The sequence below is a fragment of the Hyphomonas sp. genome (genome assembly GCF_046313735.1).
In the GTDB taxonomy this organism is placed as follows: Bacteria; Pseudomonadota; Alphaproteobacteria; order Caulobacterales; family Hyphomonadaceae; genus Hyphomonas.
In genome coordinates, this window is sequence record NZ_JBKBXW010000024.1 from 25,000 (window position 1) to 44,371 (window position 19,372).

Here is a 19,372-nt window from a genome sequence, read left to right on the forward strand (position 1 = left end):
GAAAGAATGAAACTCTATCACAGCCCGATGGCGCCCAATCCGGACCGCGTCGTTCATTTCCTGCGCGCCAAGGGCAAGCTGGACGCGGTCGAGATTGTCGAAGTCTCGATCATGCAGCAGGAACACAAGACCGATCAGTACCGGGAGGTTTCCCCCTTCGCGCAGGTGCCGGCGCTCGTGCTGGATGATGGCACCAAGCTGACCGAGAGCCGCGCCATCTGCACCTATTTCGAGGGCATCTTCCCGGAGCCGAACCTGATGGGCGCCGACCCGAAGGAGAAAGCCCTGATCGAGATGTGGGACCGGCGCGTGGAGCTGATGTTCTTCATCCAGTTCGCCGGCTGGTTCCGCAATGCCCATCCGATGATGGCGCCGCTCGAAGTGCCCCAGAGCCCGGAAGCCGCCGCCAAGAGCGAGAAGGCGGCGAGACGCATGGCCGAGCGCTTCAACGAGCACCTCGCCACCCATGAATTCGTCGCTGCGGACCGGTTCTCGATTGCGGATATCACCCTCTATATCAGCTGCGGCTTCTGCCGCGTGATGCAATGGGCCCCGCACAGGGAACTGCCGCATCTTGGCCGCTGGTACGGCGCGATGAAGGAGCGGGGCTTTGCGGGCTGACCGCCGCTAACCCTTTCCTCATCCGCCCCATGCGCTATGCAGGGGGTTGAGAGGAACTGGTCAGGGGAACGGGTATGCGGATACTGGCGCTTTTGATCCTTGGCGCGCTGGCATGGCTGCCGGCCTGCGGCTCGCGTCATGCCTGGACGCTGCCGGTTGAAGCCGTCACGGCGGCGGAGCTCATCCCCATTGCCCCGGCCGGGCGCCTGCCGGCGACGGCCCGGCCCGTCACCTACCGCGTTTCCCTCGAGCTTGACCCGCGTGAGACGCATTTCACCGGCTATGTCGAGATAGACATTGAGCTTTCCTCCGCCGTCACCGGTCTCTGGCTGCACGGGGATGACCTCGATGTGACGCGCATCACCGCCACCGCCGGGGGCGAAACCCATGAGGTAAGCTGGACCGAAGTGCTGGACACCGGCGTCGTCTGGGCGGGCTTCCCGAAACGGCTGACGGCAAGGCGCGTGACCCTCGCCATCGACTATACGGCGCCCTTCGACACGAGCCTCGCGGGCCTGTTCCGCGTCGAATCGCAGGGCCGCTGGTATGCGCTGGCGAAGTCCGAGAGCATCCAGGCGCGCCGCTTCATGCCGGGCTTCGACGAGCCGGGTATGAAGGCGGTCTTCGAGATGGCCTACACCGTGCCCGAAGGGATGCACGCCATCGCCAATACCGCAGAAATCTCACGCGAGCCTGCCGGGCCGGGCTTCGAGACGATCCGCTTTGCGCCGACGCGGCCTCTGTCCACTTTCCTTCTCTCGGCCGCCGTCGGTGAGTTTGACCGGGTCGAGCGCGCGCCGCTGCCGCCGAACCGGGTGCGCCGCCAGGAAGTGCCGTTCGCCGGCTATACCCGCCACGGCAAGGGCGATGAACTCGCCTTCGCGCTGGACCTGACGCCGGAGATGATGCGCGTCTTCGAGGAGATGCTGGGCCAGCCCTATCCCTATGACAAGCTGGACATCATCGCCGCCCCGCAATGGCCGTCCGGCGCGACGGAGCTCGCCGGCGCCATCACCTATCGCGAGGGCCGCATCCTGAAAGGCCCGAATGCCGGGCCTGCCCAGATCCGCGCATTGAAGCAGATCCATGCGCATGAAATCGCGCATATGTGGTTCGGCAATCTCGTCACCCCGCCCTGGTGGGATGATCTCTGGCTGAAGGAATCCTTCGCCACCTGGAGCGAGTCCGCTGTGCTGGCGATCATGGAGCCGGACCAGAATCACGATCTGGCAGCCATCGCCTCCGGCCTTTCGGCGATGGCACTCGACAGCCTCTCCTCCGTGCGCGCCGTCGCTGAGCCGATTGACCGCAATGAGGATATCCGCAACGCCTATGACGCGATCACCTATTCCAAAGGCCAGTCGATCATCCGGATGATCGACAGCTATTATGGTCCGGACGTGCTGCGCCCGGCGCTGGGCCGCTATATCGCGCGCTATGCCGACCGTACGGCCGCCAGCCCCGCCTTCTATGAGGCGATCAGCCGGGCCAGCGGCGAGCCGGAGATCGGCGAGGTCTTCCGCAGTTTCGTCACCCAGCCCGGCGTGCCGGTGATCGGAGCGAGCCTCTCCTGCGGGCAGGGCACGCCGAAGCTCACTCTCACCCAGACGCGCTACCGGCCCATCGGCTCCATCATCCCGGAAGGGACGAGCTGGAGCGTGCCGGTCTGTGCCAGCTGGCGTGACGGGGCCAATACGGGCCGCATCTGCACCCTGCTGCGCGAGCCGCGCCGGACGCTGGAGATCCGGAATGCACTCTGCCCGGACCTTGTGCTGCCGAATGCCGGCGGCGCGGGCTATTACCGCTTCACACTGGACCCGGAGGGCTGGCTTGCCTTGTCCGGAGGCCTCGGTGAGCTCTCGGCGGCGGAAGGCCTCGTCGCGCTCGATAGCGGGATGGCTGCCTTCCGGGCCGGCACGCTGGGCGGTGCGGAACTTGCCGCGCTGCTGGATGCCGGCCTCGCCCATCGCTCTGCCAATGTCATGATGGCGGCGCTGCGGGCCTGGGAAGCCGTGATCGCGGAGCTCGATGGGGAGATGGCAGACGCTGCCCGCGCACGTGTCTCGGACGTTCTGGATGAGATCGGCCTGCCCTCTGCGCCGGAAGTGGCCGATGTGATCCTCTCCTTCGATGCAAATGTCCTGCGCGATGCGGACTCGCGCCTGCTTCTGACCCGCGACCTGGACGCCTTCCTTGACGGGCGCGGCACGTTGTCGAGCGATCTTTATGGCCCGGCGCTGCGCGCGGCGCTGGCCGATGGCGGGCGGCCCATGCTGGACAAGGTGCTTGCCGCCGACCAGCGCCTTGATGATGCGGTATTCCGCCAGGCGGTGGCGAGTTCGATCGGCTCCGTTGCCGAAACGGAAGATGCCATGCACGTGTTCGACCTGATCCTCTCCGGCGGCATCAGCCAGCAGGTCAGCCTGTCGGCCATGCAGAGCCTGATGGACAGCCCGCGCCACCGCCCGGCAATCTGGGACCGGCTGCTGAAATCGGATTTTCCCCGCTTCGTCGAAGTTGTTCCCTCACAGACCCGCCGCAACACGCCCCGCCTTGCGCGCGGCTTCTGTGATACGTCCGTGATCCCGGACCTGGAGGCCCTGTTCGCCGCCGGCACGCGCACCCTCGCCGGCCATGAACGCGCGCTCGCCGAGACAAAGGAAAATCTCACCCTCTGCGCCGCCCAGCGCGCGCATATCCGCGCCGCGCTGGAGGGAGTGCTTTGATCAGGCGTTCTTGATCGTCAAACCGCCATCGACGGGGATGTGCACGCCGTTCAGGAAGCTCGCCGCCGGCAGCACCAGCGACAGCGCCATGTGCGCGACTTCCTCCGGAATTCCGTAGCGGCGCAGCGGCACGCGGCGCTTGGCGTAGATTTCCTTGTGCTCGTCGGAAATGCCGGCCGTGATGCCGGTGATGATCGGGCCGGGGCAGATGCAGTTGACGGTGATGCCCTCGCGGCCGAGGTCCACCGCCAGCCCGCGCGTCAGGCCGATGACGCCATGCTTGGCCGCCACATAGGGCGAGTTGCCGGGCGTCGCACCGAGGCCTTCGGTCGAGGCGATGTTGACGATCCGCCCCCAGCCATTCCTGCGCATATAGGGCAGGGCGGCGCGGATGGCGCGCTGGTGCGAGGTCAGCATCACATTGATTGAGGGGCCCCAGCTGTCCTCATAGCTTTCCTCGCCGACCTGCGCCGGAATGGCAAAGCCGGCATTGTTGACCAGGATGTCCATGCCGCCGAAATGCGCCGCCGCCTCATCGACCACGCGCTTGATGGCCGCAGCGTCGCCGACATCCAGCGCCCAGCCCTTCACATGGGCGATGCCGGCGGCCTTGATCTCATCGACCACCTTGTCGACGTTCTCCTGCTTCAGGTCCGTCACCGCCACATTCGCGCCTTCGCGGGCGAACAGGTGCGCGGTCGCCCGGCCCATGCCGCTGGCGGCGCCGGTGATGAGGGCGGTCTTGCCTTTGATCGACCGGGAGAGTTCCTGATAGGGCGGCTGGCTCATGTCTCTTTCCTCCGTACTTTCTTGATTGTGCCCGAGAAGTTGAGGCAGGGGCGGCCATCGGACGTGACAATGCCGCGCACGAACACCAGCGATCCGCCCGCGCGCAGCACTTCGCCGCGCGCTTCCACCAGCTCGCCCTCGCGCGCGCCGTCCAGAAATTCGGACGTGAACGCGACGGTGAGCCCGTAGGCGCCGTCCATCGAGTCATGCGCGATCGCGAACAAAGCGAGGTCGGCAAACGTCATCAGGCAGCCGCCATGCACCACCCCGCCGGCATTCATATGCTTGCGCACGGCCCGGAAGGCCGCCACGGGGCCCTTGTCATCCACCCGGAAATAGAAGGGACCGGCGGTCTCGTACTCGAACGGCTCGTCCGGCCAGGTCGTCCAGCCGGCAAATTCGCCCTCGGTCACCGTGACTGCCGCCATTGAGCGCCTCCCCACTTTTTTCTGTTGCTGCGGCACCTTACCCCGGCGGGCCCCTTCGACAAGCGTGCCGTTGGGGCATAAACTGGCGCCAGATATGACAGACCGGGAGAGGAACCCCCATGGCCTTTGACGCCGAAACCCGCGCGGCCCTGATCGAACAGGTGCGCCGCTTTGTGACCGAGACCTGCGTGCCGGTGGAGGCGCAGGTGGGCGATGAGGACGCTGTGCCCCAGCATGTGGTCGATGCGATGAAGGAACTCGGCCTGTTCGGCCTCGCCGTGCCGGAGGAATATGGCGGGCTCGACCTCGACATGGAAACCGAATGCCTGGTGGCGATGGAGCTTGGCCAGACCTCGCCGGCTTTCCGCTCTGTGGCCGGCACCAATATCGGCATCGGGTCGCAGGCGCTCGTCCTCTTCGGCACCGAGGCGCAGAAACAGAAATGGCTGCCGGGCGTTGCCTCCGGCGACCTGATCGCGAGCTTTGCGCTGACCGAACCCGAAGCCGGCTCCGACGCCGCCGGCCTCAAGACGCGCGCCGTGCGCGACGGGGACCACTACATCCTGAACGGCACCAAGCGCTACATCACCAATGCCAACAAGGCAGACCTCTTCACCGTCATGGCCCGCACCAACCCCGATGAGCCCGGCGCGCGCGGCGTCTCGGCCTTCGTCGTCGAGCGCGACACGCCCGGCCTATCTGTGGGCAAACCCGAGAAGAAGATGGGTCAGCAGGGCGCGCATATCTGCGACGTGATCTTCGAGAATGCCCGCGTGCCGGCAGAGAACATAATTGCGAAGGAAGGGGAGGGCTTCAAGGTCGCCATGAGCGTGCTTGATAAAGGCCGCCTGCATATCTCCGCTGTGGCGACCGGCGTGTCGAAGCGCCTGATCCGCGAGATGGTCACCTATGCGCTGGAGCGCAAACAGTTCGGCAAGCCGATCTTCGAGCACCAGTTGTTGCAAGGCATGATCGCCGACAGCCAGGCGGAGACCTATGCCGCCGAATGCATGATCCTCGACGCCGCGCGCCGGCGCGATGCGGGCGAGGATGTGACGATGCTCGCCTCCTCCGCCAAGCTGTTCGCGACCGAGGCCTGCGGCCGCGTTGCCGACCGCGCCGTGCAGATATTCGGCGGGGCCGGCTATGTCACCGATTATGGGATCGAGCGGTTCTACCGCGATGTGCGCATCTTCCGCCTCTATGAAGGCACCAGCCAGATCCAGCAGATCATCATCGCGCGCGAACTCGCGCGCGCAGCCAAGGCAGGAAACCTCTGATGTTCGACCACGATCCCACAGACCCACATGAAGTCGGCCTCAACGCAGACCGCCTTGCCGCGATCCCGGACTTCTTCAAGACCCACTATATCGACACCGGCAAGCTGCCCTGCATGGCCCTGCTCGTCTCGCGCGGCGGCGAAGTCGCCCATGAAAGCTATACTGGCGCGACCGAAATGGGCGGCAGCCAGCCGATTGGTCCGGAAACGATCTTCCGCATCTATTCGATGACGAAGCCTGTAACGACGCTCGCCATCATGATGCTGTTCGAGGAATGCAAGCTGCGCCTCGACCATCCGGTCAGCCGCTACATTCCCGAATACAAGGATGTGAAGGTCTGGGCTGGTGGCATGGCGGCCGCGCCGAAGCTGAAAGACCCTGACCGCGAAATGACGATCCTCGATCTCATCACGCACACGTCGGGCCTCACCTATGGCTTCCTGATGCAGGACGAGACCGACGAGATCTATCGCCGCGAGAAAGTCGGCCACCATACGCAGACCCTGCAGGAAATGGCCCGCCAGATGGCCGGCCTGCCGCTTGCTTTCTCTCCGGGTACGGAATGGCGCTACAGCCACTCCATCGATACACTCGGCGCGATTGTCGAGATCATCACCGGCCAGCCGCTGGATGAATTCTTCCGGGAGCGGATCTTCGGACCCCTCGGCATGGACGACACGGATTTCTGGGTGCCAGAGGACAAGATCCACCGCCTGATGGCCTGCTATCAGAAAGACGCCAAGACAGGCGCCACCACACTGGCCGATCCGGCGGGCGCAGCCTCGAAGCTCTATGCCAAACGCCCTGTCCAGCTGAATGGCGGCGGCGGGCTCGCCTCCACCGTGCGCGATTATCACCGCTTTGCGCTGATGCTGCTGCGCGGCGGCACGCTGGACGGCGCGCGGATCATCAGTCCCAAGACATGGGAATTCATGCGCCAGAACCATCTTCCGGGCGGGCAGACCATGCGCGGCATGGGCCGCTCGGCGTTTACGGAAGTCATGGCCGAAGGCGTCGGCTTCGGCCTTGGCGGCTCGGTCGTCACGGACATCGTCCAGACACGCCAGCCTGGCAGCGATGGCAGCTTCAGCTGGGGCGGCCTCGCTTCGACCTTCTTCTGGATCGATCCCGAGGAAGAGCTGATCGCCATCCAGGCCACCCAGCTGATGCCATCTTCCACCTATCCGATGCGGCTGCAACTGCAGCAGCTCGTCTATGCGGCGATCGACTGGTGAGCGAGCCCGGCACCCATCCCGTCCGCGAAGCCATCCTTGAGCTGACGGCCCTGCGCGGCCCCGGCAAGACGATCTGTCCGACCGAGGCGGCAAAGGCCGTCAGCGAGGCGCGCTGGCAGAAACTGCTCCCCGATGTGCGCGCCGAAGCCGTGCGCCTGCACAAGGCGGGAGCCATCGCGATCTACCGGAAAGGCAAGCCGGTCGATGATCCGGACACGTTCAAAGGCGTCTACCGCCTCGGCCTGCCGGGCAAGGGCGCCGGGAGCGTTGAGGGCGATGACGGCTGAGCCGGTCACCCCGCGCCCCTCCGCCCGCCTCGTGATCGTGACGCAGGATGGGCGCGCGCTGCTCTTCCGGTTCCGCTTTCCGGAGCGCGTCTTCTGGGCAACGCCCGGCGGCGCGCTGGCTGCAGGTGAGGATTATGCCGCCGCCGCTCGGCGCGAACTCGCCGAAGAAACCGGCATCCGCGCCGGAATCGGCCGCGAATTCCACCGGCGCCAGACCACCTATCGCGGCCCTGAGGGCGGCTGGATCTATGCCGATGAGCGCTACTTTGCGGTGCATGTCTCCGGCGATCAGCTGTCCACGGACGGTTGGGAAGCCATCGAGCGCGAGATGATCGAAGAGGCCGCCTGGCTCACACCGGCAGAAATCCGCAAGCTGACCGATCCGGTTTTCCCGGCCAATTTCGCCGATCTTGCCGAGCAGGTGATGTCTGGAGGCACCGGTGGCGAAGGCGCCTGATCCGTTCCATGAATTTGTCATCGAACTCTTCGCGCCGCTCGGCGCCGTCAGTGTACGCCGCATGTTCGGCGGGGCCGGCGTTTATGCCGGCGGCGTCATGTTCGCTCTGCTGGCGGATGACATGATCTACCTCAAGGCGGATGCCGCCTTCCGCAAGGAGCTGGCGGAGGTGGGCTGCGAACCCTTCCTCTGGACCCGGCCCAGCGATGGGCGCAGCTTCGATCTCGGCTATGTCAGCCTGCCAACAGATGCGCTTGACGATCCGGAAGAGGCGAGCCGCTGGGCCCGCCGCGCGCTGGATATCGCCCGTGCCGCCAAGGCCGCGAAGCCGCCGCCGCGCCGGAAGAAGTCCGTAAGCTGAAGAGTTTCAGGCTGCAGCCGGACAGGCCGCTGGCTGGTCGAGCGAGAACGCTTCCGGGCTGGACCCTTCGCGGCGCAGGCGTTCCAGCCGCTGCCAGCCATCCTCCAGCGTGAAGCGCACGCCGCGCGGCGCCCACCACATCACAAAGCCCGGTCCGTCGCTGCGGTCAATCTCGGCGGCCAGGCGCCGCATGCCGGGCGGATGCGTCCGGCCACTGTGAGAGAAGGCCCTGAGGTCCTCCATCGACCGCCACACGCCGAGCGTCGAGACATCCGGTGCGCGCCAGTCCTCCGGGTACGGAAAAGCGTCGATATAGCTGCGCCAGCTGCCATCCGGGCAGCGCAGGCCGTGCTGATGGCTGATCAGTCCCGGAAAGTCGTCTGCCTCCGCAAAGATGCGCGGCAGGATCGACAGGAACGTCATCACAAAAGGATTGGCCGACGTGAACGCACCCAGCGGGCGCGCACTGTTGAAGTGGATCAGGCGGTAGTCCATCTGTCTTGTGTCCGGGAGGCGGTGTTATTTTCCGCCACCTTAGGGAGACAAGGTTTCCTGACGTTTAAGCCGGTTAGAAACTTTTCGTACAACCGGAAATTACTTGCCCTTGAACTCTGCGGGGCGCTTCTGCAGGAAGGCGGTGACCCCTTCGCGGAAGTCCTCGGTACGGCCGGCCGTGCGCTGGGCGACGCGCTCACCGTGCAGGGCCGCGCCGAAATCGGCTTCGCTCGCTTCCCACATCAGCTTGCGGGTGAGGGCGAGAGCCACCGTCGGCCCGGCTGCCAGCTTGCCGGCGAGCTCCAGCGCCGTCGCCATCAGCGCGTCGTCCTCGACCACGCGGTTGACGAGGCCCCAGCTCATCGCCGTCTCTGCCGGCACCTTTTCGCCGAGCAGCGCCATCTCCATCGCCCGCACGCGGCCAATGGTGCGCGCCAGCAGCCAGGTGGAGCCGCCATCCGGCACAAGCCCGATGCGGCGGAAAGCCTGAAGGAAATATGCGCTCTTCGCGCACACAACCAGGTCGCCCATCAGCCCGATGGCGCAGCCGACCCCGGCCGCAGCGCCGTTCACGGCGGTGATCACCGGATGGGGATGCTCGCGGATCGCTGTGACGAGCGGGTTATAGAACGCGTCCAGCGCCTTGCCGGCATCCGGCTGGGAGCCGGGATGGGCGATCTCCGGGCCCGCCCCCATGCCGCCAAGATTGGCGCCCGAGCAGAAGCCCCGGCCCTTGCCGGTCAGGATGGTGCAGCGCGCTTCCTTCGCGGCCACTTCAAAGGCGTGCAGCAGTTCGATCGCGGTATCGACGCCGCAGGCATTCAGCGTCTTGTCGTCATCGAAGGCGATAATGGCGACATTGTCTTTCAGTTCGTAGGAAATCTTCTGATACGCCGTCATGTTACCGCGCCTCCTCGTGCAAATCCGGGCTGTCTGGCGGCGGTTGTAGGAGCATTGAAGGGGGCCGTGAACGCCTCACGCCGGGTAAGCGGTCCGGCTTGCCTCTTGGGAAAACACTGAACAGGCGCTACACTGTTCATATCACAACAGGATTGGGAGGCAGACAAGATGGCACTCGACGGTACGCCGGGCTCCGGCATGAGCGGCCTGCTCGCCAGGCAGAAGGCTGCGCACCTGCGCGATGGCATCCCCTCCGCCGCCCGGCGCACGGAATGGCTCGACAAGGCGATCGACCTGCTCGTCACCCATGGGAGTGCGCTGAACGACGCGATGTGCGCCGATTTCGGCCATCGCTCCAAGGACCAGTCGAACCTCACCGACATTGCCGGCTCCATCGGCGCGCTGAAGTTCGCCAAGGCAAACCTCGCCAAATGGATGAAGCCGGAAAAGCGCAAGGTCGAATTCCCCCTCGGCCTGCTCGGCGCGAAGGCCGAGCTGCAATTCCAGCCGAAGGGCGTCATCGGCGTCATCAGCCCCTGGAATTTCCCGGTGAACCTCACTTTCACCCCGCTCGCCGGTGTCTTTGCCGCCGGCAATCGCTGCATGATCAAGCCGTCGGAATTCACCGAGGCAACGTCGGAGCTGATGAAGGAGCTGATCGCGAAATACTATTCGCCGGAAGAATGCGTCGTCGTCACCGGCGGCCCGGATATCGGGGCCGAGTTCACCAAGCTGCCCTTCGACCATATTCTGTTCACCGGCGCGACCTCGATTGCCTATCATGTCATGCGCGCGGCCGCCGACAATCTCGTGCCCCTGACACTGGAGCTTGGCGGCAAGAGCCCCGTCATCCTCGGCCGCTCGGCCGACCTGCAGAAAGCCGCCAATCGCATCATGGCCGGCAAGACGCTGAACGCCGGCCAGATCTGCCTTGCCCCGGACTATGCCTTTGTGCCGAAGGACAAGACCGGCGAATTCGTCGCCGCCGCCACCCGCGCGGTGGAGACGATGTACGCCTCCGGCCTCAAGGACAATGACGACTATACCTCCGTCATCAACCAGCGCCACTATGACCGCATTACCGGCTATGTGGAGGATGCGCGCGCCAAGGGCGCCGAAATCATCGAGATCAATCCCAAGGGCGAGAATTTCGCCCAGCAGCCGCACCACAAGATCCCGCCGACCCTGATCATCGACCCCACCGATGATATGAAAGTGATGCAGGACGAAATCTTCGGGCCGATCCTGCCGGTCAAATCCTATGGTGATGCCAAGGATGCGGTCGCTTATATCAACGCCCATCCGCGCCCGCTCGGCCTCTATTATTTCGGTGAGGACCAGGCGGAAAAGAGCTTCGTGCTGAATAACACGACCTCCGGCGGCGTCACCGTGAATGATGTGATCTTCCATGTCGCGCAGGAAGACCTGCCCTTCGGCGGCGTCGGCCCGTCCGGCATGGGCGCCTATCATGGCCGCGAGGGCTTCTACGAGTTCAGCCACAAGAAAGCGGTCTACACCCAGGCGAAAAGCGAAATCCTCGCCATGATGCGCCCGCCCTATGGCGACAAGTTCCGCGCCCAGGTGCAGGGCCGCGTGAAGAAGTAATTCCGGAACCGGATTGAATGAGGCCGCCTGCGTCCGCGCGGGCGGCCCTCTCATTTCCTGAGGAACGGCATGCCGGCGGCGGCGCTCAGCCGGGCGGGGCGTTCGTCCTGCCAGTCTTCGAGGCCGAGGGTGAAGCCGTCCTGTCCGCCTTCGGGTTCGGCGGTGTAGGTACGGAACATCCTGTCCCAGAGGGAGAGGATATTGCCATAATTCGAATCCGTCTCTGTACGGATCATCGAATGGTGGATACGGTGCATGTCCGGCGTCACGATGGCAAGGCGCAGCGCCCGGTCGAGCCAGAGCGGCAGGCGCAGGTTCGCATGGGTGAACAGCGCCATCGTGCTCAGCGCAATCTCATAGGCCAGCGCCACCGCCACCGGCGCGCCGAGCGCGAAGACGACCAGCGCCTTCCACAGCATCGAGACCGCCGCCTCCAGTGGATGAAAGCGCAGCCCGCTCGTCACATCGAGGTCCCGGTCGGTATGGTGCACACGGTGCATCCGCCACAGCAGCGGCACCTTGTGCATCGCTGCGTGCTGCGCCCACATGGCAAGGTCCAGGAGGACCAGGATCAGCGCCGCTGCGGCCCAGTCCGGCAAATCAACAAGTCGGAATAGTCCAAAACCAGCGGCCTCTGCCGCCAGCGCCGCCCCGGCCACCGTCAGCGGCCCCATCAGCCGCACGGCGACGGCAGATAATCCGCCCAGGGACAGGTTTGTCAGCCAGCGGTGCAGGCGCGGCATCACACTCGCCTTGCGCGGGAACAGGCTTTCAAGCCCAATCAGCCCGGCAAGCACGCCGAGGAATATACCGGTGCGCAGGAGCGTATCCGCATCCATCCCCGGAAATCCCTCAGCCGAAGCTCAGGCGGGCAGCCTCAGCGTTTGAAGAAGGCCGGCACATTGTCGCCAAAACCCTTCACGCGGTCGGGCGCGGGCTCGAGGATGAGATCGTCATCCTTGCGCTTAAAGTCGCGCTGCGGGCGGTCGCGCTTTTCGCTGCGGTCGCGGTCGGTGCGCGCGGTACGCTCGATGCGTGGATCATCGCTCCGTTCACGGCGCTTTTCGCCGCGCGGGGCGCGTTCGCGCTTCGGCTTGTCTGCGGCAACGGGCGCAGGCGCCGCTTCGGCTTCCACCGGCTTCTCAAGCACGGCCACATCGGCAGAAGTGTCAGCCCCTTCGGCGGCTTCTTCCTGCCGGCGCGGGCTGCGCTCGCCGCGTTCGCTGCGATCACTCCGGCCCCGTGCGCCGCGAGCACCCCGGTCGCGGTCACGTCCGCCCCGGCGGCCATCGCGGTCGCGTTTTTCTTCCGGCGGCAGGTCTTTCAGTTCGTCGAGCAGGCCTTCGGGCATGAACTCGGCGACATCCTTCTTGATCATCTTGAGTACGAAACCCCAGGATTTGTCGTCCGCCGGCGAGACGAGCGTATAGCTCTCGCCCGTGCGCCCGGCCCGGCCCGTGCGGCCGATGCGGTGCACATAATCCTCATCCTTCGGCGGCGGGCCGAAATTGAAGACGTGGCCGACATCCGGAATATCCAGCCCGCGCGCCGCCACATCCGACGCGACGAGCAGTTTCAGCTTGCCATCGCGGAAGCGCTGCAAGGTTTCCATACGGACCGATTGCGGCAGGTCGCCATGGATCGGTGCAGCGTCATGGCCATGCTTGCTGAGCGAAGCGGCAACGATGTCCACCTCGACCTTGCGGTTGCAGAACACGATGCCGTTCTTCACCTCGCCGCAGGTCTCGATCACGCGGCGCAGCGCTGTTCGGCGGGCCTTGCCGTCATTCGTCGGCAGCTTGACCACATATTGCGTGATCGTCTCGGCCGTCTGGGCGGGCCGGGCCACCTCTATCTTCTTCGGGTCGCGCTGGAAGGTTTTCGCAAGACGCTGGATATCGGCCGGGAAAGTTGCGGAAAACAGCAGCGTCTGGCGGTTTGCCGGCAGCTTGGTGCAGATCTTCTCGATGTCCGGAATGAAGCCCATGTCGAGCATCCTGTCCGCCTCGTCGATGATCAGCGTCTCGACGCCCATCAGCAGCAGCTTGCCGCGGTCGAACTGGTCCATCAGGCGGCCCGGCGTCGCGATCAGCACGTCCACGCCGCGCTGGAGCAGGATTTCCTGCTCCTTGAAGCTGACGCCGCCGATCAGCAGCGCCATGGTGAGCTTGAGGTATTTGCCATACTTCTCGAAATTCTCGGCCACCTGGGCGGCGAGTTCCCGCGTCGGGCAGAGGATGAGGCAGCGCGGCATCCGCGCCCGCGCCCGGCCGGTCGACAGGCGCTGGATCATTGGCAGCACGAAGGCGGCGGTCTTGCCGGTGCCTGTCTGGGCAATGCCGGTCACATCGCCGCCCATGGCGATGTGCGGAATGGCTTCGCGCTGGATGGGGGTGGGGGTCGAATAGCCGGCTTCGAGCACGGCTTTGAGGATGTTCTCGGCAAGGCCAAGATCAGCGAAACTTACAGTCTGGGTGTCGGTCAAGAAATAGTCTCCGGGATGTCTGGTTGATTGGCCCGGCCGCCCGGATTGGCGGCTCTCGTCCTGCGCCTGCAAGTCCAGATGACCCGCGAGCCGCAGCCGGGCGAATCCCATGCCCGGAGCGTTTGTGCACCGCACATAATGCAAAAACGCCTGCCCGTGAAGGGCAGGCGCTCAATTTATATGAGTTTTTCTTGCGGCCTAGGCCCCGGCATCCGCCAGGTTCTGGTTCACGAAGTCCCAGTTCACGAGGCTACCGAGGAAGGTGTCGATATAATCCGGGCGGCGGTTCTGATAGTCGATGTAGTAGGCGTGTTCCCACACATCCATCGTCATCAGGGGCGTGGTGCCATCTTCGGTCAGCGGGGTTTCGGCGTTCGGCGTCTTGGAGATCACCAGCTTGCCGCCCTTCCAGGACAGCCACGCCCAGCCCGAGCCGAACTGCGTCGCGCCGGCCTGTTTGAACTCTTTGACGAAATTGTCATAGCCGCCAAAATCGCGCTCGATCAGCTCGGCCACCTTGCCGTGGGGCTTGCCGCCGCCGCCGGGCTTCATCGAGTGCCAGTAGAAGGTGTGGTTCCACACCTGCGCGGAATTGTTGAAGATGCCGGCCTTGGATTTGTCGGCGGCAGAAATCTTGATGACCTCTTCCAGCGATTTGCCGGCAAGGTCGGTGCCGTCCACGAGGCCGTTGAGGTTCGTGACATAGGCCTGATGGTGCTTGCCGTAGTGGAAGTTCAGCGTCTCCTCGGAGATGTGCGGGGCGAGGGCCGAACGGGCATAGGGCAGCTCGGGCAGGGTGAAGGCCATGGCGGGTAGGTCCTTTCTTGCAGGTTTTGGTGTCTTTCGCTGGGCAGCGGTTTCGCACATATGGGGTCCATGTCAAACGAGACCAGACCTCTCACCGAAACACCCTGGGAAGAGATTGACCGGCGTGTGCGCCGCGTCGACGAGGATCGCTGGATCTCGAGCCGCTTTGCCGCCCCGGCGGAGCGCCGCGCCCTGATTGCGCTTTATGCCCTCGCCTATGAACTTGTCCGCGTGCGCGAGGCGGTGTCGGAGGAAACCCTCGGCCTCATCCGCTTCCAGTGGTGGCGCGACGCGGTCGCCGAGATCGAGGCCGGCAAGCCCCCGCGCGGCCATGATGTCTGCCTTGCCCTTGCCGAGGAGGTCGCTGCCGGCCGATTGAAGACCGGCGCGCTGCAGAAACTCGTTGATGGCTACCAGGCCGCCTTCGTGGAGGGCGACCGCGAGAAGGAGCCCGAAGGCTGGCTCGCGCTTACCGCCGCCAATATCCTCATCCCGGTCCATAACTGGGCGGGCGAGCTTCAGGAGGTCGCCGCCGCCTATGCCGCCGCGCGCCGCCATGCCTCAAAGGCGTTCGGCCCCATCGTGACGCCCGCCCCAAAGCCGCTGCGCCCGGCCATCGCCCATTTCCGCCTGCGCAAGCTCTACATCACGGGCCGGGACCCCAACCCGGTCTCGAAACGCTTCTCGGTGATGAAGGCCATCAATTCCGGCGAAGTCTAGCGGGCCCGGTCCGCCCCTCACATCACGCCGGCCTCGCGCCAGGCTTCCTTCGGCCACCGGCGGTGCTGCCAGAACCATTGCCCCGGCACAGCGCGCACATGCGCCTCCAGGAAGGCATTGATGCGGTCTACCGTGCGCTGAACATCCGCCTCCGGATCACCTGTATCCTCCGGAATGAAGGGCTCATGGAACACGACCCGGAAACGCGCCGGCCCTGTCCGCTCGGTCGAGACCGGCACCAGCGGCACGCCATATTTCAGCGCCAGCCGCGTCGGCCCCGGCGCTGTCATCGCATCATGGCCGAAGAATTTCGCGGGAATCCCGCTGTTGAATTTCTGGTCATTCATCAGCGCCACCGGTGCCCCGCGCGACAAGGCCCGCATCAGCTCGCGCGTGCCGATGCCCTTGGGCGCGTTGACCTGCGTGCCATAGGCATGGCGCACATCGCTGACCCGCCGGTCGATGTGCGGATTATTCAGCGCACGGTAGGTCATCACCGCTTCCGGCATCCGCTGGGTGATCACCGCCGGCATGATCTCCCAGTTGGCAAAGTGGCCGGAGAAGAACACCGCGCCCTTGCCGCTCTCGCGGATGCGGTCGAGCACTTCAGCGCCGACCACCTCCACCCGCCCGCTGGGGCCAGTGTCGATCTTCGGCAGGTGGGGTAGTTCGCCCGCCGTGCGCCCGGCGCTCTCCCAGGCGTCCAGCGCGGTGCGCGCCACCTCCTCCGCACTCCAGTCCGGGAAGGCGAGGCGCAGATTGCGCGTCATCGTCTTGTGCTGGGAAAACAGCGGCCCGATCCGGCGCAGCAGCCAGCCGCAGACATCAGACGCCCGGTCCGGCCCCAGCGCCTTCATCGGCGCCCAGTAGATCACATCCCAGGCAATCGTCTCCAGCCGCCAGGCGATCCGCTGCGAGAGGCTCGCGCGGGTGTCGATGTCCTTCGGGCGGACATAGGCGGTGGGGCTCTGATCGTTCATCGCGGGGATGTCCTGTTCAAGATCGGGGCGAGCGCTGCGTCAAGCGCTGCCATCTCCTCAAACCGCAGCTGCACGGGCCAGGCGCTCACTTTCGCGCGCGTCTCCGCCGGAAGGCGCACATGATCCTTGGTGGTCGTCACCAGCGCCGCGCCAAGGTCTTCGGCCTGCCGCGTCAGGAAGGTCAGGTCGCCGCCCGAATAGGCATGATGGTCGGGGAAGGGGATGGCATCGGCAAGGTCGGCGCCAGCGGCCGTCAGGCTGTCGAAGAATTTCTCCGGCCGGCCGATCCCGGCAAATGCGACCAGCCTGCCCGGCGGCGGCGGCGCCTCGGCCACCAGCGCTGCGCGGATCGCCGGCTTGCCGCTCGCGCTCACCTCTGCCGGCACCGGCCCGGCACCCACCAGCACCACCGCATCGGCGCGTGCGAGCCCGCCCCTGACAGTCTCCCGCAGCGGCCCCTTGGGCAGCACATGCCCATTGCCAAACGGCGCCCCGGCATCAATCACCACCAGCGAGACATCCTTCTTCAGCGACGGGTTCTGGTGCCCGTCATCCATCACGATCACGTCCACCCCGTCCGCCGCCATCGCCTGCGCCGCCGCAACCCGGTCCCGCCCGATCCAGGCTTCGCCGCTCGCGGCGAGCAGCAGCGGCTCATCGCCAACCTGCCGGAAGCCGTGCTGCGCTGTGTCCACCCTCAGCGGCCCTGGCTCCGTCCCGCCATGCCCGCGTGACAGGCTGGCTGCGCGCAGGCCCGCAGCGGCAAGGCGCGCGCGCACAGCCTCGGTCACGGGCGTCTTGCCCGCCCCGCCGGCTGTAAGGTTGCCGATACAGATGACGGGCACAGGCGCTGCAACGGGCTCCGCCTTCGCCAGCTTGCGCTCCAGCCCCCACAGGTACAGCGCCGCCAGCGGCGTCAGCAGCGCCCGCGTCAGCGGCGCGGCCTCCCGCGATCGCGGATCCAGCCCGGCAGACCAGAAATGCGGCGGTCTCACAGCCGCCGCGTGTCCAGGCGGTGCAGGTCCCATGCCTGCGGCGCCTCGTTCTCCAGGAGCGGCTTGGGCAGAAGCGGCAGGATCGCACCCAGCGTCACCTGCATCGGCTGCTCGGCTTCCTCGGTCAGCGCCGCAACCGCCGCCTCCGGCACCGGCGGCGGGCTTGCCAGGAAAGCGCTGAGCGCTGCGGCATCGGCCACCGTATGCACCAGCCCCTGCGCCTCAAGGCTCGCCATCATGCCGGCAAAGTTGAATACATCCGGCCCGGTGGCGACAGGACGTTCCAGGCGCACCGGCTCCAGCGGGTTGTGCCCGCCGACGCCCGGCATATGCCCGCCGCCGAGATAGACCGCATCGGCGAGGCGCAGCCACACGCCCATCTCGCCCATCGTATCAGCCAGCAGCACCCGGTCGCGCTTGTCCGGCACCGTGCCTTTGGAACGGCGCGCATAGCGAAGCCCGCGCGCTTTCAGCATCTCCTCGATCTCCGCGCCCCGGTCGGGGTGGCGCGGCGCAATGATCAGCGCGGCGCCTTCAAGGCTCGCCGCTGCATCGAGGAACAGCGCTTCCTCGCTCGCATGGGTGGACGCCGCCACAAGGCACCGCCGCCCGGCCACGAAACCCTCGCGGATGCGTGCCACCTCCACCTCGCTCGCTACCGGCGGCGGCAGGGCGGATTTGAGGTTCCCAGCCGCCCGCACAGGCCGCCCCAGGAGCATTTCCAGCCGCTGGCCGGTGTCCAGGTCTGCCGCCAGCACGATATCGAACCGGCCGACCAGCTGGCGGAACAGGCCGCGCACCCGCGCCCAGCCTTCGGCAGATTTCTGCGTCATGCGCGCATTCACCAGCGCCGTGCGCGCGCCCCGGCGGCGGGCTTCCCAGATCAGGTTCGGCCAGATCTCGCCCTCGGCAAAGATGCACAGGTCCGGTTTCCAGTGCTGGATGAAGCGCCGCGCGATCGCCGGGGTATCCATCGGCGCCATCGCATGGATCGCCCGGTCCGGCAGGTCGCGCCCGACGAGCTTTGCAGATGTCAGCGTCTGGCTGGTGAACAGGAGCTGCGTGTGCGGGCGCTCGGCCAGGATGCGCCGGCCGAGTTCCAGCAGCAGCGCGCTCTCGCCCACGCTTGCCCCATGCAGCCAGACCAGCGGCCCGGTCTGGCGGGGTGCAAGGCGCTTTGCCTGGCGCTCATGCAGCCGCAGGAAGTCTTCCTTCCCGGCCTTCGCGCGGCGGCTCATCACCAGCCCCAGGAAGGGCGCAGCCAGGCGTGTCAGCACCCTGTAAGCGAAGAGGGCAGGCGTCATGGGCGCAGCTTACTCCGGCGGGCGGGGCGCAGGCGCCAGCCCGATCAGCGCCTCGGCCCGCCCCATGGCCGACTCCATGCCCCTTTGCAGCGCCGCTTGCAATGCCTTGGGGTCGGTCTCGCGCGGCGCGTCAATGACACCGCCGAACACGATGGCGCCCCGTCCGAAGGGCATGGGAATCATGAACCGGTCCCAACTGTTCAGCCGGATCGCCGGGCGGGAGGTGATCGCATAGGGCACCAGTACCGCCCCGCTGCGCTGGGCCAGTGTCACGGCGCCTGCGCTCGCGATGCGGCGCGGCCCGCGCGGCCCGTCCGGCGTCATGCACACATACCCGCCCTCGCGCAGCCGCCCGGCGGCCTCGGCAATCGCCCGCAGGCCGCCTTTGTCCTTGTCGGCCTTCTTGCGGTTTCCGGCAGAGCCGCGGATCGCGTCCAGATCCAGATGCCTGATCGCCCGCGCCACCGGCTCGCCATCCGCCGACAGCGAAATCATCATCGCCACCCGGCCCCGGCGCTCCGGCCAGTGGCGCGCATAATGCCGCCAGCCGGAAGGCAGAAGCATGATGGTCTCATGCCAGGACGTCGCCACGACCCCCGGCGCATAGCGCTCCGCCAGTTCTGAGCGCGTTTCCCGCTCGCCCTCCACGGTCCAGCGCACGGTACGCCCGACCAGCGCCATCCAGGCCCAGATCAGCCATCCCAGCACGGTCACGACAGGCGCAGAACGGAAAAAAGCTTTCATTTCGCGGCTTATACTGCGCTTCGCGGCAAGCGCCATCTGATGCGGCAGCGGGATGGTGGGCGATGCAAGGTTCGAACTTGCGACCCCTGCCGTGTGAAGGCAGTGCTCTACCACTGAGCTAATCGCCCGGCCGCGAGCGGGCTGGGTAATCTC

Annotated in this window: 20 protein-coding genes and 1 tRNA gene; 9 read left to right on the plus strand and 12 right to left on the minus strand. The window is 66.1% G+C overall.

Features of this window, described 5'->3' with window-relative positions; all coding sequences use genetic code 11:
- Nucleotides 1-6: 6 nt before the first annotated feature.
- Both ACK4SV_RS12405 and ACK4SV_RS12410 read left to right on the plus strand, forming a co-directional pair.
- On the plus strand, nucleotides 7-621 hold the full coding sequence (locus ACK4SV_RS12405) for a glutathione S-transferase family protein (RefSeq protein WP_409918150.1): 615 nt from the start codon (nucleotides 7-9) through the stop codon (nucleotides 619-621).
- Nucleotides 622-695: 74 nt separating this feature from the next.
- Nucleotides 696-3,347, plus strand: coding sequence for a M1 family metallopeptidase (locus ACK4SV_RS12410; RefSeq protein ID WP_409918151.1), 2,652 nt, complete (start codon nucleotides 696-698; stop codon nucleotides 3,345-3,347).
- Here ACK4SV_RS12410 and ACK4SV_RS12415 read toward each other — a convergent pair whose 3' ends face one another.
- Nucleotides 3,348-4,136: an SDR family NAD(P)-dependent oxidoreductase gene (locus tag ACK4SV_RS12415; RefSeq protein WP_409918152.1), complete on the minus strand. Its 789-nt coding sequence runs from the start codon at nucleotides 4,134-4,136 to the stop codon at nucleotides 3,348-3,350.
- On the minus strand, nucleotides 4,133-4,564 hold the full coding sequence (locus tag ACK4SV_RS12420; protein WP_409918153.1) for a PaaI family thioesterase: 432 nt from the start codon (nucleotides 4,562-4,564) through the stop codon (nucleotides 4,133-4,135). Before ACK4SV_RS12420 ends, ACK4SV_RS12415 begins: the two co-directional genes overlap by 4 nt.
- Nucleotides 4,565-4,683: 119 nt before the next feature.
- On the opposite strand from ACK4SV_RS12420, the gene ACK4SV_RS12425 reads away from it, so the two are divergent.
- From ACK4SV_RS12425 to ACK4SV_RS12445, 5 genes are read left to right on the plus strand one after another with little or no spacing between them, the layout of a single operon-like run.
- Nucleotides 4,684-5,844, plus strand: coding sequence for an acyl-CoA dehydrogenase family protein (locus ACK4SV_RS12425; RefSeq protein ID WP_409918154.1), 1,161 nt, complete (start codon nucleotides 4,684-4,686; stop codon nucleotides 5,842-5,844).
- Complete coding sequence (locus ACK4SV_RS12430) at nucleotides 5,844-7,079, plus strand: serine hydrolase domain-containing protein (RefSeq protein WP_409918155.1); 1,236 nt, start codon at nucleotides 5,844-5,846, stop codon at nucleotides 7,077-7,079. The genes ACK4SV_RS12425 and ACK4SV_RS12430 overlap by 1 nt, the downstream gene beginning before the upstream one ends.
- On the plus strand, nucleotides 7,076-7,366 hold the full coding sequence (locus ACK4SV_RS12435) for a DUF3253 domain-containing protein (RefSeq protein ID WP_409918156.1): 291 nt from the start codon (nucleotides 7,076-7,078) through the stop codon (nucleotides 7,364-7,366). Before ACK4SV_RS12430 ends, ACK4SV_RS12435 begins: the two co-directional genes overlap by 4 nt.
- Nucleotides 7,356-7,823 (plus strand): NUDIX domain-containing protein, encoded by a 468-nt coding sequence (locus ACK4SV_RS12440; protein ID WP_409918157.1) that lies wholly within the window; start codon nucleotides 7,356-7,358, stop codon nucleotides 7,821-7,823. Before ACK4SV_RS12435 ends, ACK4SV_RS12440 begins: the two co-directional genes overlap by 11 nt.
- Complete coding sequence (locus ACK4SV_RS12445) at nucleotides 7,807-8,184, plus strand: TfoX/Sxy family protein (protein WP_409918158.1); 378 nt, start codon at nucleotides 7,807-7,809, stop codon at nucleotides 8,182-8,184. The genes ACK4SV_RS12440 and ACK4SV_RS12445 overlap by 17 nt, the downstream gene beginning before the upstream one ends.
- 6 nt (nucleotides 8,185-8,190) lie before the next feature.
- Here the strand turns inward: ACK4SV_RS12445 and ACK4SV_RS12450 are convergent, their stop codons facing one another.
- Nucleotides 8,191-8,679: a DUF3291 domain-containing protein gene (locus tag ACK4SV_RS12450; RefSeq protein WP_409918159.1), complete on the minus strand. Its 489-nt coding sequence runs from the start codon at nucleotides 8,677-8,679 to the stop codon at nucleotides 8,191-8,193.
- 99 nt (nucleotides 8,680-8,778) lie between these two features.
- A complete protein-coding gene (locus tag ACK4SV_RS12455) occupies nucleotides 8,779-9,579 on the minus strand; it encodes an enoyl-CoA hydratase/isomerase (protein ID WP_409918160.1) in 801 nt (266 codons plus the stop codon).
- A 168-nt stretch (nucleotides 9,580-9,747) separates the two neighbouring features.
- Between ACK4SV_RS12455 and ACK4SV_RS12460 the strand changes: the two genes are divergently transcribed.
- Nucleotides 9,748-11,184, plus strand: coding sequence for a coniferyl aldehyde dehydrogenase (locus tag ACK4SV_RS12460; protein ID WP_409918161.1), 1,437 nt, complete (start codon nucleotides 9,748-9,750; stop codon nucleotides 11,182-11,184).
- A 50-nt stretch (nucleotides 11,185-11,234) separates the two neighbouring features.
- On the opposite strand, the gene ACK4SV_RS12465 is transcribed toward ACK4SV_RS12460, so the two are convergent.
- From ACK4SV_RS12465 to ACK4SV_RS12475, 3 genes are all read right to left on the minus strand, one after another.
- Entirely contained in the window at nucleotides 11,235-12,023 is a 789-nt protein-coding gene (locus ACK4SV_RS12465) for a sterol desaturase family protein (RefSeq protein ID WP_409918162.1), read from the minus strand.
- 38 nt (nucleotides 12,024-12,061) lie between these two features.
- A complete protein-coding gene (locus ACK4SV_RS12470; protein ID WP_409918163.1) occupies nucleotides 12,062-13,669 on the minus strand; it encodes a DEAD/DEAH box helicase in 1,608 nt (535 codons plus the stop codon).
- A gap of 198 nt (nucleotides 13,670-13,867) precedes the next feature.
- Nucleotides 13,868-14,476, minus strand: a complete 609-nt coding sequence (locus ACK4SV_RS12475) for a superoxide dismutase (protein WP_409918164.1) — start codon at nucleotides 14,474-14,476, stop codon at nucleotides 13,868-13,870.
- Between the two features lie 69 nt (nucleotides 14,477-14,545).
- Here ACK4SV_RS12475 and ACK4SV_RS12480 point away from each other — a divergent pair, with 69 nt between their 5' ends.
- Nucleotides 14,546-15,196, plus strand: a complete 651-nt coding sequence (locus ACK4SV_RS12480) for a squalene/phytoene synthase family protein (protein WP_409918165.1) — start codon at nucleotides 14,546-14,548, stop codon at nucleotides 15,194-15,196.
- Between the two features lie 17 nt (nucleotides 15,197-15,213).
- On the opposite strand, the gene ACK4SV_RS12485 is transcribed toward ACK4SV_RS12480, so the two are convergent.
- From ACK4SV_RS12485 to ACK4SV_RS12505, 5 genes are all read right to left on the minus strand, one after another.
- Nucleotides 15,214-16,176 (minus strand): lysophospholipid acyltransferase family protein, encoded by a 963-nt coding sequence (locus ACK4SV_RS12485; RefSeq protein WP_409918166.1) that lies wholly within the window; start codon nucleotides 16,174-16,176, stop codon nucleotides 15,214-15,216.
- Nucleotides 16,173-17,171, minus strand: coding sequence for a tetraacyldisaccharide 4'-kinase (gene lpxK, locus ACK4SV_RS12490; RefSeq protein ID WP_409918167.1), 999 nt, complete (start codon nucleotides 17,169-17,171; stop codon nucleotides 16,173-16,175). Before lpxK ends, ACK4SV_RS12485 begins: the two co-directional genes overlap by 4 nt.
- Complete coding sequence (locus ACK4SV_RS12495; RefSeq protein WP_409918168.1) at nucleotides 17,168-18,475, minus strand: 3-deoxy-D-manno-octulosonic acid transferase; 1,308 nt, start codon at nucleotides 18,473-18,475, stop codon at nucleotides 17,168-17,170. Before ACK4SV_RS12495 ends, lpxK begins: the two co-directional genes overlap by 4 nt.
- A gap of 9 nt (nucleotides 18,476-18,484) precedes the next feature.
- Nucleotides 18,485-19,219, minus strand: a complete 735-nt coding sequence (locus tag ACK4SV_RS12500; RefSeq protein ID WP_409918169.1) for a lysophospholipid acyltransferase family protein — start codon at nucleotides 19,217-19,219, stop codon at nucleotides 18,485-18,487.
- 53 nt (nucleotides 19,220-19,272) lie between these two features.
- Nucleotides 19,273-19,347, minus strand: a tRNA-Val gene (locus tag ACK4SV_RS12505).
- Between the last annotated feature and the right edge of the window lie 25 nt (nucleotides 19,348-19,372).